The sequence below is a fragment of the Stenotrophomonas sp. GbtcB23 genome (assembly GCF_019091045.1).
Classification (GTDB): domain Bacteria; phylum Pseudomonadota; class Gammaproteobacteria; order Xanthomonadales; family Xanthomonadaceae; genus Stenotrophomonas; species Stenotrophomonas rhizophila_A.
In genome coordinates this window covers 1-15927 of sequence record NZ_JAGXKC010000023.1, presented here as the reverse complement: position 1 = coordinate 15927, position 15927 = coordinate 1, and the positions used below count along the sequence as shown (strand labels likewise).

General features: G+C 67.2%; 15 protein-coding genes. 12 read left to right on the top strand and 3 right to left on the bottom strand.

Annotation, left to right across the window (positions count from 1 at the left end; all coding sequences use genetic code 11):
- The gene (locus tag KVS69_RS11195) at positions 1 to 1359 is read left to right on the top strand and encodes a MipA/OmpV family protein (RefSeq protein ID WP_217538090.1); all 1359 of its coding nucleotides are present in this window, start codon (positions 1 to 3) and stop codon (positions 1357 to 1359) included.
- On the opposite strand, the gene KVS69_RS11190 is transcribed toward KVS69_RS11195, so the two are convergent.
- Complete coding sequence (locus KVS69_RS11190) at positions 1356 to 1952, bottom strand: DUF308 domain-containing protein (RefSeq protein WP_093536635.1); 597 nt, start codon at positions 1950 to 1952, stop codon at positions 1356 to 1358. The two genes, KVS69_RS11195 and KVS69_RS11190, sit on opposite strands and share 4 nt — an antisense overlap.
- A 146-nt stretch (positions 1953 to 2098) precedes the next feature.
- Here KVS69_RS11190 and KVS69_RS11185 point away from each other — a divergent pair, with 146 nt between their 5' ends.
- Positions 2099 to 3490: an amidohydrolase family protein gene (locus KVS69_RS11185; protein WP_217538089.1), complete on the top strand. Its 1392-nt coding sequence runs from the start codon at positions 2099 to 2101 to the stop codon at positions 3488 to 3490.
- Positions 3491 to 3495: 5 nt separating this feature from the next.
- On the opposite strand, the gene KVS69_RS11180 is transcribed toward KVS69_RS11185, so the two are convergent.
- The gene (locus tag KVS69_RS11180) at positions 3496 to 3870 is read right to left on the bottom strand and encodes a hypothetical protein (RefSeq protein WP_093536631.1); all 375 of its coding nucleotides are present in this window, start codon (positions 3868 to 3870) and stop codon (positions 3496 to 3498) included.
- A 237-nt stretch (positions 3871 to 4107) separates the two neighbouring features.
- Here KVS69_RS11180 and KVS69_RS11175 point away from each other — a divergent pair, with 237 nt between their 5' ends.
- The 7 genes from KVS69_RS11175 (at position 4108) to KVS69_RS11145 (ending at position 13910) form a co-directional block, all read left to right on the top strand.
- Positions 4108 to 4554, top strand: coding sequence for a hypothetical protein (locus KVS69_RS11175; protein ID WP_217538088.1), 447 nt, complete (start codon positions 4108 to 4110; stop codon positions 4552 to 4554).
- Between the two features lie 72 nt (positions 4555 to 4626).
- Complete coding sequence (locus KVS69_RS11170; protein WP_217538087.1) at positions 4627 to 5415, top strand: CHAD domain-containing protein; 789 nt, start codon at positions 4627 to 4629, stop codon at positions 5413 to 5415.
- 188 nt (positions 5416 to 5603) lie between these two features.
- Positions 5604 to 8714 (top strand): YadA-like family protein, encoded by a 3111-nt coding sequence (locus KVS69_RS11165; RefSeq protein WP_217538086.1) that lies wholly within the window; start codon positions 5604 to 5606, stop codon positions 8712 to 8714.
- Between the two features lie 37 nt (positions 8715 to 8751).
- Positions 8752 to 10524, top strand: coding sequence for a S8 family peptidase (locus KVS69_RS11160; protein ID WP_217538085.1), 1773 nt, complete (start codon positions 8752 to 8754; stop codon positions 10522 to 10524).
- Positions 10525 to 10623: 99 nt separating this feature from the next.
- The gene (locus KVS69_RS11155) at positions 10624 to 10923 is read left to right on the top strand and encodes a protease inhibitor I42 family protein (RefSeq protein ID WP_217538084.1); all 300 of its coding nucleotides are present in this window, start codon (positions 10624 to 10626) and stop codon (positions 10921 to 10923) included.
- 64 nt (positions 10924 to 10987) lie between these two features.
- Positions 10988 to 13330, top strand: a complete 2343-nt coding sequence (locus KVS69_RS11150; protein WP_217538083.1) for a winged helix-turn-helix domain-containing protein — start codon at positions 10988 to 10990, stop codon at positions 13328 to 13330.
- A 193-nt stretch (positions 13331 to 13523) separates the two neighbouring features.
- A complete protein-coding gene (locus tag KVS69_RS11145; protein ID WP_217538082.1) occupies positions 13524 to 13910 on the top strand; it encodes a DUF1622 domain-containing protein in 387 nt (128 codons plus the stop codon).
- A gap of 58 nt (positions 13911 to 13968) precedes the next feature.
- Here the strand turns inward: KVS69_RS11145 and KVS69_RS11140 are convergent, their stop codons facing one another.
- Positions 13969 to 14373: a DUF3693 domain-containing protein gene (locus tag KVS69_RS11140; RefSeq protein ID WP_217538081.1), complete on the bottom strand. Its 405-nt coding sequence runs from the start codon at positions 14371 to 14373 to the stop codon at positions 13969 to 13971.
- Positions 14374 to 14521: 148 nt separating this feature from the next.
- Between KVS69_RS11140 and KVS69_RS11135 the strand changes: the two genes are divergently transcribed.
- The 3 genes from KVS69_RS11135 to KVS69_RS11125 form a co-directional block, all read left to right on the top strand.
- The gene (locus KVS69_RS11135; protein WP_217538080.1) at positions 14522 to 14677 is read left to right on the top strand and encodes a hypothetical protein; all 156 of its coding nucleotides are present in this window, start codon (positions 14522 to 14524) and stop codon (positions 14675 to 14677) included.
- Between the two features lie 100 nt (positions 14678 to 14777).
- Positions 14778 to 15710, top strand: a complete 933-nt coding sequence (locus KVS69_RS11130; RefSeq protein ID WP_217538120.1) for a replication initiation protein — start codon at positions 14778 to 14780, stop codon at positions 15708 to 15710.
- Positions 15707 to 15927 (top strand): G5P family DNA-binding protein (locus KVS69_RS11125; protein WP_217538079.1); only part of this gene is annotated, 221 nt, incomplete at its 3' end. The genes KVS69_RS11130 and KVS69_RS11125, both read left to right, overlap by 4 nt.

Here is a 15927-nt window from a genome sequence, read left to right as displayed (position 1 = left end):
ATGCTGCTGGTCAGCGCACTGGCCGCCGCCGCGCCGGTGGCCGCGCAGGACGCCATGCTCGGCACCATTCTGGAAGAGCCCGGCAGCGCCGGGCTGGGCTTCCTCGGCAGGATCGAATCGTCACCGTACAAGGGCGCCGACGACCGGGTCGATATCATGCCGCTGTACCTGTACGAGGGCGAGCGCTTCTTCCTGCGCTCCAACGCGGCCGGCGTGCGCTTCACCCCGCGCGAGGACCAGGGCCTGGAACTGTTCGTCGAACGGCGGCTGGAAGGCTACCCCGAGGACGAAACCCCCGACATCCTCGAGGGCATGGAAACCCGCAACAGCGAGGCCGACATCGACGCGCGTTATTACTTCAAGCACGACAACCACGCGCTGGATTTTACGGTCCGCCAGGACATCTCCAATAACTCCAACGGCACCGAAGTGCGCGCCGGGTACGGGTATACGCTGCGCGGCGACCGCTGGGCGCTGCAGCCGGTGCTTACCCTGGGCTGGCGCAGTGCCAAGCTCAACGACTATTACTTCGGCGTGGAGCCCTATGAAGTGACTGCGGAGCGCACCGAGTATTCGGCCGGCAGCGGGTTGGACATCACCGCCGGCCTGTACGGCCGCTACCGCATCCTGCAGAACTGGAGCCTGGTCGGCGGCGTGTTCGCCAAGCGCTATTCCAGCACCATCCGCAACAGCCCGCTGGTGGACAGCGACATGCAGTGGGGCGCGATGGTCGGCGCCGCCTACGATTTCGGCAATGGCCAGGTGCGCTGGGACAAGGAGGGCACCCCCACCTACGTAAAGGTGTTCTACGGGCGTGATTCGGACGACGGCTGCCACCTGGTCAAGATCATGACCTTCAGCTGCGTCAGCCTCAACGATGACGATCCCACCGACATCTGGGGCATACACGTGGGCCGCCCGTTCGTGTCTGGCCTCAACGGCTGGCCGCTTGACCTGGTCGGCTACGTGGGCGTGCTGCGCCACGACGAGAAGGGGCACCAGCCGGACTCTTGGCAGATCGATGCCTACATGAAGGGCTTCTATTACGGGTTCCCGTGGTCGCACCGGGTAAAGACCCGGCTTGGCTTCGGCTTCGGCGTGTCCTACGCCGAGCGCGTGCCGTATGCGGAAGTGCAGTCGCAGGCACGCCGCGAGCGCAACACGTCCAAGGTGCTGAACTACCTGGATCCCAGCATCGATGTGAGCTTGGGCGACATCTTCGGCAGCGAGCGCTGGCACGAGCTGTACTTCGGTTTCGGGGTATCGCACCGTTCCGGCATCTTCGGTTCGGCGCAGATGCTGGGCACCGTCGATGGCGGCTCCAACTACATCTACACCTACCTGGAAGGCGCGTTCTAACGCCGCGCAGGGGAGGCCGCAGGATCCCGGTCCTGCCGAAACAGGAGGGCAATGGCGATGTACGCCACACCCATGGCCAGCAGCGCCAACCCCACGCCCCAGGACGCGGAGGCGCGCCCGGCCCAGGCCACGCCGCTCACGCACACCACCGCGGCCACCAGCGCCACCAGCCCCGACACCAGGGAGATCCAGCGCTTGCCGCCCGGTGCAAACCGGAATGCCAGGCTGATCTGCGCGATGGCCTGCACCACCAGTACCGCGGCCACCGTGGTCGCCACGGCGTACGCGGCCCACTCCGGGTGCGTGTAGATGGCCACGCCACCGATGATCTGCGCCGCCCCCAGCAGGATGGTCATCGCAAAACTGGGCAGGCCGTGCAGCAGGAACGCCTCGGTCAGCTGCAACGCACCGGCAATCACCAGCAAGCCGGCCACCAGTACCGTCATGGTGCGGACCATGAAGGAGGAGGCGTAAATGCCGAACGCGCCCAGCACCAGCAACAGTACGCCCACGATCAACAGGCGCTGCCAGCTGGACTTCATTGCCACGCCGATGGAGCCGGGGTCCTTGCCAAGTCGGGAGAACACGGTCATGACAGGCCACTCCTGCGAGATCGTCCAATTACCCGCCCGGCCTGGTTATGCAGCAGTGAAACCCGCACCAGTATTTTCCGCAAACACATGGCCCTAACGTGTCCGCTCCTATACCAGCGCAACAACCGCCACGGGGGCGTAGTGCCATGTCGCAACGACTGACTGTCCGGATTCTGGGTGCCTTGGTTTCGATCGGCCTGGCCGCGTCGGCAGGCGCGCATTCGGCATTGCAGCAGGCACCGGGGGGCGATGCTTCCCCGCCGCCGGCGACCGGCGCGGCACCTGCCGCCACGTTGTTCACCAACGTGCGCATCTTCGACGGCACCCACGGCCGCCTTTCCGCACCCAGCAACGTGCTGGTGCAGGGGAGCACCATCGCGCGCATCTCGGCCGGTGCGATCGACGCGCCCGGCGCGCGCCGCATCGACGGGCGCGGCCGCACCCTCATGCCCGGGCTGATCGACATGCACTGGCACAGCATGTTCGCCGGCATCCCGATCCAGACGTTGATGACGGCCGATACGGGTTACATCAACATCGTGGCCGGGGCAGAGTCCCGCAAGACGCTGCTGCGTGGCTTCACGACCGTGCGTGACGTTGGCGGCGCGGTGTGGGGCCTGAAAGCGGCCATCGACGCCGGCCATGCCGACGGGCCGCGCATCTGGCCCTCCGGCGCGATGATCACCGTGACCAGCGGCCATGGCGATTTCCGCGAGGCCTCCGACCTGCCGCGCACCGTGGGCCAGCCCGGCTCGCGCCATGACGTACTGGGTGACAGCGCCATTGCCGATACCCCTGACGAACTGCGGGTGCGCGTGCGTGAGCAGCTGATGCGGGGCGCCAGCCAGATCAAGCTCACCGCCGGAGGCGGCGTCTCTTCCCCGCACAGCCCGCTGGACGTGGTGACCTTCACCGAACCGGAAGTCCGCGCGGCGGTGGAAGCAGCCACCGACTGGGGCACCTACGTCACGGTGCACGCCTACACCCCGGAAGCCATCCAGCGCGCCATCCGTGCCGGGGTGAAGTGCATCGAGCACGGCAGCCTGATGGACGACGCCACTGCCCGCCGCATCCGCGACACCGGCACCTGGCTCAGCACGCAGCCGTTCCCGCCGGAGCTGGCGAACGCCTTCCCGAAGGGCTCAGAGCAGTGGGAGAAGGCGCAGGAAGTATTCGCCGGCACCGACCAGACCTACCGCTTCGCCATCAAGTACAAGCTCAAGACCGCCTTCGGCACCGACGTGCTGTTTTCCAGTGCGTTGGCCTCCCAGCAGAACCGCATCCTGGCCAGCCTGACCCGTTGGTACACGCCGGCCGAGGCACTGGTGATGGCCACCGGCACCAACGCCCAGCTGTTGGCGTTGTCGGGCAAGCGCAGCCCTTATGCTGGGCGTGTTGGCGTGGTGGAAGAAGGGGCGCTGGCGGACCTGCTGCTGGTCGAAGGCGATCCGCTGGCCGACATCAACGTCATTGCCGATCCAGACGCCAACTTCGACGTGATCATGAAGGACGGCAAGATCTACAAGGATGCACGCTGAGCGGGTCAGCCACCTGTGTTCATGCTCATCCCGCCGCCCGCCTTGAAGTACAGCACCAGGTACACCACGCGCCAGAAAATGAAGGCGTAGGCGCCGCACAGCAGGATCTGCAGGACCAGGTGCGACTTCATGCGGCTCAACCGCCACAGGCCGTCGCCCAGGTTCAGCAGCAGCAGGCTGACCCCGATGGTGACCACCACGTAGCCGGCCACGGTGGGGTTGACCAGGTCGAGGTCGCCCGGCCCCGCGCGGACGACTTCCAGCCCGGCGGCAGTGATCAGCGAGGACACCGCCATGTTGCGCGTGTTCTCGAAGATCAGCCGCAGCACGCCATTGTCGAACAGCTGAACGGCGATACGTCGGAGCAGGGCGGGCAGCATGGGCGTTCCTCGCGGCGTGAACCGGACTCCGCACAGGGTTGTACCGGGCGCATGAAAAGCGCGTGGAAGAACGGGCCAGTAGATTTACTGAGCGTGCCTGGCGGCAATGGATGTTCGCGCACGCGTCATCGGTGCTGTTAAGTAAGAGTACGCACGATGTCCCCGCGGCTTTACTGATGCGCCGGAACGGGCCCACCGCCAGACTTTGGTCAGGTGATCGCTAGTGGGGCAGGCCCGATGTCCAGACTGACTTCCAACCGTACCTCCGCAGGCATGGTGCAGGTGCGTGGCCCGCGCCCGCCAGAGCTGTGCGGCATCTCCGATGTGTCCTCCGGCAGGTACAGCCGCCTGCCAGCCGCCCGGCTGGTACGCTTCGGCGCGGAGGTGCGGGATCCGGAGCAGGCAGCCCAGGCAGGCGACGTATGGGGCGACGCGTCGCGACAGGCCGGGCAGGGAGGGCAGGCCACTGTCGCCAGTGCCACGCTGGATGCGTCGTATCGTGGACAGGACTACCATGTGACCGCGTGGCAGCCGCAGGGCAAGCCCGCGTTCGTGTTCGTGGTCGCGTTGAGGGACCAGCGCTGGATACAGCCGGATGTGGCCGAAGCGGCCGACTTCGACGAGGTGCTCCGCAATGCGGTGGCGTTTGTCGAACGTGTCCTGGATGCCCAGGCTGGATCCTGAGCAGCCCGACACGCCGGGGCCGGGCTGAGCGGATTCGATACACTCTGCCGACGTCACGGCGCGGAGTCACCCATGCTGGCAGATGCACCTGGTGCGGTAGCGCGGGAGCTCCTGGCGCAGGACGGCGCCCGTGTCCTGGCGGCGTTGGCTGCGCCGGACGACCAGAACGAAGGCATCCATGCAGCACGCAAAGCCATCCGGCGCATGCGGGCGGTGCTGGCGCTGCTGGATGAAGACGAATTCGAGCTGGAACGAGAGGATCGCTCGCTCCGACGGCTCGGCAAAAGCCTTTCAGCGCTTCGGGATGCGCATGTGGTGGTCGAGGCGGCCAAACGGCTTCAGGCCTTGCACCCCGGTCCCGCGTGGGCAGCGGTAGTGGGCACGCTTGAGGAGAGGCGCGCGGGCATTCTGCAGCTCGCTGTGGCCGTCGACCCGCAATTTGCACGCAGGCGAAGGACGATCGAGCGCGTTCTGCAGCGGCTTGATGCCCAGCCGTGGGAGCGTCTGCGACGGCGGCACGTTCGGGCCGCGCTCGCACGCAGCGAGCGACGGGTGAAGCGGGCGGCCTCGCGCGCGGCTTCGGACGGTGACGCCGAAGCCATCCACCGTTGGCGAAGACGTGTGCGACGACTGCGCATGCAACTCGACGCCGGGCAGGCGCTCGGTGCGTTGGGCGGAGATGCCAAGGGCCATGTTGCCAGCACCAGGAAGGCGAAGGCACTGCACAGGACCAGTGACGGGCTGGGCTGGCTTCAGGACCTGCAGATGCTGCGGAACCTGGTCCGGCGGATGCCGGCGGAAGAGGGCAAGGCCGACGTGCTGCTCCAGATCGACCGGCAACGTGACGAGATCAGCCCCTGACCTGCGGTTCCCGCCCATTTGCGTGACGCATCACGCGAACCGGGATCGACCGCCGGTAGCTGCAGATTTCACCACAATGTCACCCATGTCACCTCAATGACATCAATTTTGGCGTCAATGTCACGACGGCGTCATGCACGGCGGCGGCGGATGGGGCGTTCTAGTGGCTTCTCACCCAGAGCCCGCCCATGCTTCCGACCTCACGCACCCTGCATCGCAAAGCGCTGACCGCTGCGCTTCTGTCCGTCCTCACCCTGCCGGCCTACGCCGGTGTGAACTGCCAGCTGGTGGATGGCAGCGGCGTTCCCCTGCCTCTCGACAGCACGGCAACCGGCGACCAGGCACTGGCCTGTGGCACCGGCGCCAACGCCAGCGGCACGGGCAGCACCGCGCTGGGCAGTTGGGTCGATCTGGACGGCGATGGCCTGGTCGACGCCAACGAAGTCACCTGGGGCAAGGGCGTGAACGCTACCGCCGTGGGCGCTGCCGCCCAGGCGCTTGGCGCCAACAGCACTGCCATAGGGGTACGCGCGCTCACGGTCAGCGATGGCAGCGTGGCGATCGGCAACCAGGCCGGCGCGGTGCATTCGGGCTCGGCGACCACGACCACCTCGCTCTACACCCAGGGCAGCCCGCAGCAGCAGTCCAGTACTACGGTCGCCACCACCCCGTCCGGGAGCAGCGTCAACTCCGTGGCAATGGGCAGTGGCGCCCTGGCCAACGGCAGCAACAACATCGCGCTGGGTACCGGCAGCCGGGTGCGCGCCATCAACGGCAGCGTGACGGTCAGCCAGGACGCCAACGGCGTCATCACCAAGATCGAGACCCGCAACGAAACGCCGGCACAGAATTCGATTGCGATGGGCAACAATGCGACCGTCAACGGCAACGGCTCCATCGCCCTCGGCAACGGTGCTACGGTCACCGGCGACAAGGGCAACCAGACCAGCTTCGTCAGCGACTGGGGCGGGAGCTTCGCACAGCTCACCGCGGTCGAGTCGGCGGTCAACTCCATCGCAATCGGCAATGGCGCCACCTCCAAGGGCAACAACAACGTGGTGATCGGCGCCGGTGCGGCCACCGGGGGCGACACGCTCTATACCCCCTTCAGCCCGAACTGGCTGCCCGACCAGAATTCCACCGTCATCGGTGCCGGCGCCCAGTCGGTTCGCACCAATGGCACCGCCATCGGCTACACCTCCATTGCCTACAGCCCGTATTCCAGTGCGTTGGGTTACATGTCCTACGCCTTGGGCACCGGTTCGGTGGCGGTAGGGGGTTGGCTGGACTGGGGGCAGGCCTTCGGCAGTGCGCCGCGCGGTCCGGGCAACATCTCCAATGCCTACGGCAAGGCGTTCGCCACCAGCCTGGGCACTGCCGCGTTCGGCAGCGGCACGTATGCCTTCGGCAATTACGCCACCGCGCTGGGCCCGGCGGCTAGCACCGGCGACCGCGACACCGAGAACCCCGGCCCTACCAGCGTGATCCGCAACTACGACAGCACCGATGCCAAGGTGGTGTCCGGTTCGTTCGCCGGCGGCTTCTTTGCCCAGGCCGCCGGGCGGTCCAGCGTTGCAGTAGGTCGCGAAGCGACGGCCGCCGATGCCGACGCCATTGCCATCGGCACGCAGACCATGGCCTACGGGGTGGCCAGCATCGCGCTCGGCGACCAGGCGACCGCCACCTGGCATCGCAATATCGCCATTGGCGAAAACGCATATGCCGACGGCTACACCGGCACCGGCAACATTGCGTTCGGCCAGGATGCCAAGACCGCACCGGGTTCGAGCGGCGAGTCCAGCAACGCCATCGCCTTCGGTACTGGCGCGCTGGCGTCGGACACCTCCGCACTGGCCATGGGCACCGCGGCGCAGGCGGTCGGCATGGGCAGCACGGCGCTGGGCGCCAACGCGCAGGCATCGGGCGTGTCCAGCGCGGCGGTGGGCGAGGGCAGCCAGGCCAGCGGAGATTCCGCCACCGCGCTGGGCACCTATGCCTACGCTGCGGGCGAATCGGCGGTGGCGGCCGGTACCAACGCGTTCGCTACGGGCCAGTACGCCGTGGCTACCGGCTACAACAGCTACGCCGGCGGCGACGATGCCGTGGCGATCGGCAGCTACGCGGTGGTGGAAACCGCCGGCAGCGTGGCCATCGGCAGCGGCGCCACCGTGTACGGCCTCAACAGCGTGGCCATCGGCATGAATGCGTCCGCCGAGCAGGACAACGTGGTGTCGGTCGGTAGTGCCGGTGCCGAACGCCGCGTGGTCAACGTCGACAATGCCGTGGACGCGACCGACGCCGTGAACAAGCGTCAGCTCGATGCCGTGGTGGCGGATGTGGGCGGCACGATCGGCTCGCAGCTCGATACCGTGGCCACCGCACTCGGCGGCGGCGCGGCGGTGAGCGCCAGCGGCATCAGCGCGCCAAGCTTCGGCTTCCAGGGCAGGGCGTACACCAGCGCCGGCGCCACGTTCAACGCCATCGATGCCGCGTTCAGCGGGTTGCAGGGGCGCGTGGCCGTGCTGGAGACGGCAGCGGCAGCACCGGCTCCGACGGCGTCGGAGGTGCCGATGGGCACGGGCGATGGCCTGGCCGTAGGCGCCGGCTCCAGCGCCGCGGACCCGAACGACACTGCGGTGGGCAGCGGTGCCCGCGTCGCTGCGGCCAACAGTGTGGCGGTCGGCAGCAATGCCATGGTCGACGCCAGCGCCGACAACGCCGTTGCCGTGGGCGCCGACAGCCATGCCAGCGCCAGCGGTGCGGTCGCATTGGGGCAGGGCGCCGTGGCCGATCAGGAGAACACCGTGTCGGTCGGCAATGCCAGCCAGCAGCGCCGCATCACCCAGGTGGCTGCCGGCACCGCAGGCACCGATGCGGCCAACGTCGCCCAGATGCAGGACGCCGATGCGGCTACCTTGGCCTCGGCCAACAGCTACACCGACACAACGGCCACCCAGACCCTCACCCGTGCCAATGCCTATGCCGATTCGCGACTGCAGGGCCTCAACGACAGCTTCGATCTGCTCCGCAATGACGTCAACGCGCGCCTGAACGCCCAGGACAAGCGCCTGGACCGGCAGGGCGCGATGGGCAGCGCGATGATGAACATGGCCATCAACGCCGCCAACTCGCGCAGCCCGCGCGGTCGCGTGGCCGCCGGCGTGGGCTGGCAGAACGGCGAGAGCGCGCTGTCGGTGGGCTACTCCAAGGCCCTGAGCGAGCGCGTCTCGATGAGCATCGGTGGCGCCTTCAGCAGCGACGACCGCTCGGCCGGCCTCGGCTTCGGCGTCGACCTGTAATTCCCCTTTCCAGACTCCGCATACCAGGAATCCACTCATGCATTTCCGTCGCTCCGTTCTCAGCCTGCTGGTGGCCGCTGCCTGCGCGCCCGCCTTCGCCGGCACCGTCGACCTGGCCTCCATTGAAGATGCAACGCTGTCGCCTCGTTTCATCGTCACCTACAAGCCCGGCACCGCCGAGCGCACCCAGCCTGCGGCCCGCCAGCGTTCGCTGGACGCCGCTGCCAGCCGTGCCCGCCCGCAGCTGGGCGCCCGCCTTGCGACCCAGCAGGGCAGCGCCGCACTGCAGGTGAAGAGCCTGCGCGCCACCTTCAGTGGCCAGCACGTGGTGCGCGCCTCGCAGCGGCTTGATCGCAGCCAGGCCGAAACCCTGATGCGCGCCATTGCCGCCGACCCCAACGTGGCGTCGGTGCGGGTGGACCGCATGATGCACGCCGCGGCCGTGCCCAATGACCCGGTGCTGAGCAGCCACCAGATGTGGCACTACGGCACCGGCGCCGGCGGCGCACGGGTCACCACCGCATGGGAATCCGGTGCCACCGGTGCCGGGGTGGTGGTGGCGGTGATCGACACCGGCGCCACCCACCATGCCGACCTGGAAGCGAACCTGCTGCCGGGTTACGACTTCATTTCCGATGCGTTCGTCTCGCACCGCGCCGACGACAGCCGCGTGCCGGGCGGCTGGGATATCGGCGATTACAGCGCGATCAACGAATGCGGTGATGGCGCACCGGCCAGCAACAGCAGCTGGCACGGCTCCCACGTGGCCGGCACGATCGCCGAAGTCACCAACAACAACGTGGGCGGGGCGGGCATCGCCTACAACGCCAAGGTCCTGCCGGTACGCGTGCTGGGTCGCTGCGGCGGCTATACCTCCGACATCAACGACGCCATCGTCTGGGCCGCCGGTGGCCACATCGACGGCGTGCCGGACAACACCACACCGGCGGAAGTGATCAACATGAGCCTGGGCGGTGCGCACGCCTGCGACGCCGATACCCAGGCGGCGATCAACGCGGCAGTGAGCCTCGGCACCGTCGTGGTGGTGGCTGCGGGCAACGACAACGCGCCGGTCACCGACCACGCGCCGGCCAGCTGCGCCAACGTAATCACGGTCGGTGCCACCGGCTATTCCGGCCAGCGCGCCAGCTATTCCAACTATGGTGCGGGCGTCGACCTGGCCGCGCCCGGTGGCGCCGGCACCGAGGGGAGCCCGAACGGCTACATCTGGTCCGCCCTCAACAACGGCACCACGGTACCGGGCAGCGACATCTACGCCGGTTACACCGGCACGTCGATGGCCACGCCGCATGTGGTGGGCGTGGTGGCGTTGATGCAGAGCGTGGCCGCACAGCCGTTGACGCCCTCGCAGGTGGAGGGGCTGCTTAAGGCGACATCGCGCGCGTTCCCGGTCAAGCAGACCCAGCCCAACGGCGCCGGCCTGCTGGATGCGGCCGCGGCGGTCGCGCGGGCGCGCAGCTTCGGCCAGCCGATCGACGGCATCCCGACCAGCCCCGGCACCGCGATGCTGCTGCCGGCCATGGACGCCGGCCAGCGCGACCTGTACGTGATCGACGTCGCCCCCGGCAAGGCACGGCTTGAGATCACCACCTACGGTGGTCGCGGCGAACTGCAGCTGCTGGCCGGGTATGAAATGGACCCGCTGCCCAACCAGAATGCGGGCGCGTCCGCACGCCCGGGAGTGAACCAGGCGATCACCGTGCTCAACCCGGCGCAGGGCCGCTATTACCTGGCGGTGAGTGCGACCCAGGCAACCAGCGGCGCGCGGCTGCTGGTCAAGGTGAACTGATTGAAGCGGCGTGCGCTTCCCGCGCTGCTGGCTGGCGCGCTGCTGGGATGCAGTGGAGGCGTGCAGCCACCGGCTGGGGGTAGCGTGGCACCGGCAACGATGGCGTTGCCGGTGATCGCGCTGGACCAGGGCGATGATGGCCGGGTGGTGACAGTGGCACCCGGCCAACCGCTGGAGGTACGCCTTCCAGCGCATTCAGCCAGCGGCTACCGATGCTGGCTCAGGACAACGCCGGCAGCGGTTCTCGACCTCGAATGGGAGCCGGCCCGCGTGGCCGGCCCCCACACCTGGCGCTTTCGCGGCCTTGCAGCGGGGCAGGGCGAGCTGCTGTTCGAATGCGGCCAGGAACTGGTCACCCGAAACCGCCGCATCTACGCGTTCCATGTGCGGATCGACTGAGCATCGGCGGCGTCTGCTGTCGTAGGATGGGGATCCCCCCACGTACACGAGGCAGGCCAGGTTGATGCGCCTTATCCGGTACCGATTTGGCGAGTTCGTGCTGGACCCTGCCGTACGCGAACTGAGCCGCGCCGGGCATCGGCTGCCGTTGCCACTCAAATCGCTGGAGTGCCTGGTCTATCTGGTGGCCAACCGCGAACGCGCGGTCGGCCGTGATGAGCTGGTGTCGGCGGTATGGGGACGTGCCGACGTGAGCGATACCGTGATCACCCAGACCATGCGCCGCGCGCGCAAGGCCCTGGACGACGCCGGTGACCGCCAGACGATGATCCGCACCGTGCCCGGATTCGGCTACCGCTGGGTAGCCGAGGTGGAAGAACTTGATCCGGCCGCGCCGGCCGTGACATCGACATATGCGCCCGAGGCGATCGCCGACGTCGAAAGCGCCGATGCGCCCGCGCCCGTGGCGGTTGCCATTGAGCCTGAAGCGGGCTCCGTCTCCCGGCGCCGCCGCATCTCACGCTGGCTGATCGTGCTGGCCTTGGTAACAGCTGTTCTGTTGTTGGGCTTCGTGGTCGCGCGGATCATGCGTCCGGCGCCGTCATCCACGGCTTCCACGGCTGCAGCGCAGATGCGCGCAACGGTGCTGCCGGTGCGGGTGGCCGAAGATGAGGCCGATGCAAGCTGGGTCCGCCTGGGGGCCATGGAATATGCCGCCGACCGCCTGCGCGGTGCGGCGCTGCAGGTGACCCCGACCGAGCAGACCCTGCACCTGGGCGCAGGGCTGGAAGAGAGCGGGGCGCTGGACACCGACACCTTGAAACAACTGCTCGCGCGCAGCGACGCACGCTGGTTGATAGTGCCAAGCGCGCAGCGCAGTGGCACGCAGTGGCGGGTGCAGCTGCGCGTGCTCGACAGCGGCAGCGACGTATCGGTCGAGGCGGTGGGGGATACGCCCCTGCAGGCCATGGCCGTGGCCACCGATGCCTGGCTGCACCGCATCCAGCGTGCGTCCCCTGACCGCGCCGCGCCCACCGCACTGCAGGAGCGCCTGCGTCGCATCGATGCCGAGCTTGATGCCGGCCAGCTGGACGCGGCGCGCGCGCAGATCCAGGCTACGCCGGCATCGCTGCGGGACAGCGCGGCGCTGCAGGTACGCGAAGGCCAGCTGGAATATCGTGCCGGCCGCATGGCCGACGCGGCGCGTCTGTTCGAGCGCGCCCTGGCGCAGCAGCCGGCCGCCCCCGCCGGCGTGCGCGCCAAGGGGCTGATGGGGCTCGGCGGAGTCGCGCTGCGCATGGGTCACCCGGACCAGGCCCAGGCGCATTACAGCCAGGCGCTGGCCGTACTGGCCGACGACGCCAGCAACCGCGATACCAGTCTGCTCGGCAACGCTTACAACGGTCGCGGCGTGGCCCAGGTGCAGCAGGGCAACCTGGAAGCCGCTGTGGCCGATCTGGGCCAGGCACGGATCGCCATGCGACGCACCGGCGACGTGGTTTCCGCGGCGATGGTCGGCGCCAACCTGGGGCGCATGGAGGGCATGCGCAACCATTGGCCGCAGGCACTGCAGGAGTTCGACAGCGCCATCGACGTGTTCGAGCGTTTCCAGGTCAATGACTACCTTGCGGCCACCTTGGCAGCAAAAGCACTGGCGCAGCTGGAGCTGGTGCAGCCCGCACAGGCGCGGGCGACACTCGCGCGGACCGACGCGCTGCGCGGCGCGCTGGAAGACCCGCAGTTGATTGCCGTGATCCAGAACGCGCGCGCCACCGTTGCGCTGGCCACGGGCAAACTCGGCGACGCCGAGGCCGCCATCGATGCGCTGGCGGCCACCACAGCGCAGGACCCGTCGGTAACGCGCCTGCGCATGGCCTTGGCGATGGCCCGTGGCGACGTGGCGGGGGCAGGGCGCTGGGCAGGCGATGCAGGCGCGCGACCGGACGGCCAGGATGCAGGCGCCGCTGCCATTGCCGTGCAGGCAGCGGCTACCTCGACAGACGCAGCGCGCTGGTTGCGGCCAGAAGGCGCGGGCGGTGCCGCTGCACGTCCGGACCCGGCTGACGCCTTTGCCCGCGCGATCGTGCAACACCGTTTCGGCGACCGCGCGGCGGCCTTGCGTGATGCGCAGGCTGCGCTGGCCATCGCCAATCGCGATGGCAGCCCCAATGACCGGGTCAGGGCCAACCTGTTGCGGGCCCGGATCCTGATGGATGCCGGCCAGATGGACCAGGCCACGGCGATACTCGGCGAACTGGAAGCCTACGCCGCTGTCGATTACCGCGTCGCCTGGCTGGCGGCTGCGCTGTATGGCAAGCGCGGTGACGCCGGTTCCGCACGGCAGGCCCGGCAGGAAGCAAAGGCGCTTGCGGGTGAACGTATTCCTGGCGTTGTTCCGCTTTTGTAGCGTCAGACGCAAGCAGCCGCCAATCCACGTAATTTTACTGGGTCGGGCTAGGTATTTAAACGCTGGTTGCCCTGTCCGAACCTCCTCAGGCTAGACACTCGCAAGTTGCGGCTGGATTGCAAACGCTTGCCGATTCGGCGCTCGCTGAGGGCGTCCAGTCGCCGTGGAAACACTGACCTTCCGGAGCATTGTCATGCCAAGCGAAGAGGCTGCGATCCATTGGGTCGAATGGTCGGCTCTGGCGATCGAGTTGCTGGCGATCGCGCTGATCGTAGTGACCATCGTGGTGTCGACAGCGGTTTACGTGATCGCCTTGGCCGTGCACCACAAGGACCGCGTGGAAAGCTACGAACGGTTTCGTCGCAGGCTCGGACGGGCGCTGTTGCTGGGTCTGGAAATACTGGTGGCGGCGGACATCATCCGTACGGTTGCGCTGGACAGCACCATGCGCGCGATTCTTTCCCTGGGCCTGCTTGTCATCATCCGCACCTTCCTCAGCTGGTCGGTGGTCCTGGAAGTCGAAGGGTTCTGGCCATGGAAACGCCCCTTGGATCGCACGCCGGCGGGAGAGGAGAAGTAGCCAGGGCGTGGGGCGAGCATGGGGATCGCTGGGAGCGTTTGAGTGCAATGCGCGTTCCTTACGAACACAGCCTGGGGCTTACATAATATACAGAATATGCGATGTCGGAGCGTGCAAACCCTTGAATATCAACGGGTTTTGCCTTTGCGATCCCCGGCACGCTGACGCACACCAGCGCGATCACCGCAGCGACCGCGCTCAACCTGTCCAGCATGGATTTCCACATGGCGCGCTCGACCGGGGACTGAGCCCGTTCGGCATGGATTCGTGCCGCCCAGGTCGGCCCATCGAGCTTTGCCATGGTGCAGAGCTGCGCAATTCGCTCATCCGGTACCGGGTATAGCTCCTTTCTCCACGCGCTTACGACGGCGCGAGTGATCCCCAGTTTTTGGCTCAAAACGTTGTCGGACGGGATGTTTGCGGCAGTCCGCACGGCGTCGAGCAGTTCGTTGGTGGCGGTCACGTCTTAGTACCCCTTGACAGTGGTGTCTCAGCGGAACTATACATGCGCCCGTGTCTTAGCAGCGCTAGACACACCCGCCAGCAGCTCCCCTAGACCGCTGGCGGGTCTTCTAGGGGCTAGGGGCAAGGGGCAGGGCATGGAAGGTCTGATGTTCACCGTAGCCGTCGTAGCAGCGGCCTGCGTGCTGATCGGTCTGGCGCGACTCGGGGCGTGGGTACTTGACCGCCGCGAGCAAGACAAAACCCGTGTGATTCGTGACGCTGCTTTCGTTGCCCGCGCGTCGGCGGATATCCGCCGTGACTGACGCCTGCTGCTCCTTCTGCGGCGAATCCACGGTCTACCTGTTCCCCGGTCGGCTGTGCGTTGCCTGCACCAGCAAGAACGCACGCATCCGCCTGGACGCCATGCCGCCGCCGCCGAGCGCCGAGCTCGTCGCGTTCGATGCGTCCGTTGGTCAGATGCAGGCCGCTGCACGCCGTACCGAAATGGCCTCTGAAAGCGTCTCGCGCCACAAGCGCGCCTCTGGCGCTTCTCTGTCGGAATACATGAAAGCAGCGCCGCTCGCGCTGACCCCTGAGGGCCAGCGCGAAGCGCTGGCCCTTGGGCTTGTCCATTACAAAACAAGTGACACCGCGTTGAAGACCGGTCGTCTCTCCATCGAAATTGATCCGCTTTTACAGCGGGCGCAGCGGATGCGGAAGTCCGTCATTACGAGTGCACGCCTTCATGATCAAGAAGCGAAGAAAGGATCGCGCCGTGGCGCGTGGTACATGGTTACGCTCACCTACCGAGACGGAAGCCGTAGCGGCCCTCGTGACGTTAGCGAGCTACTTAAGCGCATGCGCGGCCACTTCAATCGAACTGTCGCTCGGCTCAGACGGCTCGCGGGTCAGGTGTTCCGTTACCTCTGGGTGGGCGAGCTCACCCAACGCGGATGGCCCCACTACCACCTCCTAGTGTGGGTTCCGCAGGGCATGTGGTTCGGTCGGGTCGATACGCGTGGCTGGTGGCCGCACGGCTCGAGCAAGTTCGAACTGGCGCGCAACGCCGTTGGATACATGGCGAAGTACGCCTCCAAGTTCACCAACATCACCGCTGGTGAATTTCCCAAGGGTTTCCGCACGCATGGCTGCGGTGGACTCAACGAAGAATCCCGCCGCGAACTGCGGTGGTGGAAGTCGCCCATCTCGGCACGTGATGCGCTCGGCACTGAGGCCGACATCCGTAAGTGCCAGGGCGGGTATTTCGACAAGCTCACCGGGGAGTTCTGGCCGTCCCCATGGAGAGTCACCTTTGCATTCGGCCGGACCATCGCTTGGAAGGTAATCCCACTATGAAAGTTCAGATCCTCGCCGAAACGTTCACCACCCGCAGCTTCCCCGCACGAGACGGCAAAGCCGCTGTCAATTTCCGCGAACAGAAGGCAGCTGTCATTCGCGAAAACGACTTCCCGCTGCCGTTCACCATCGGTCTGGATGACGACCAGCAGCCCTACAAGGTCGGTACTTACGAGCTGTGTCCGACCTCGTTGCAGAACAACAAATTCGGCGGCCT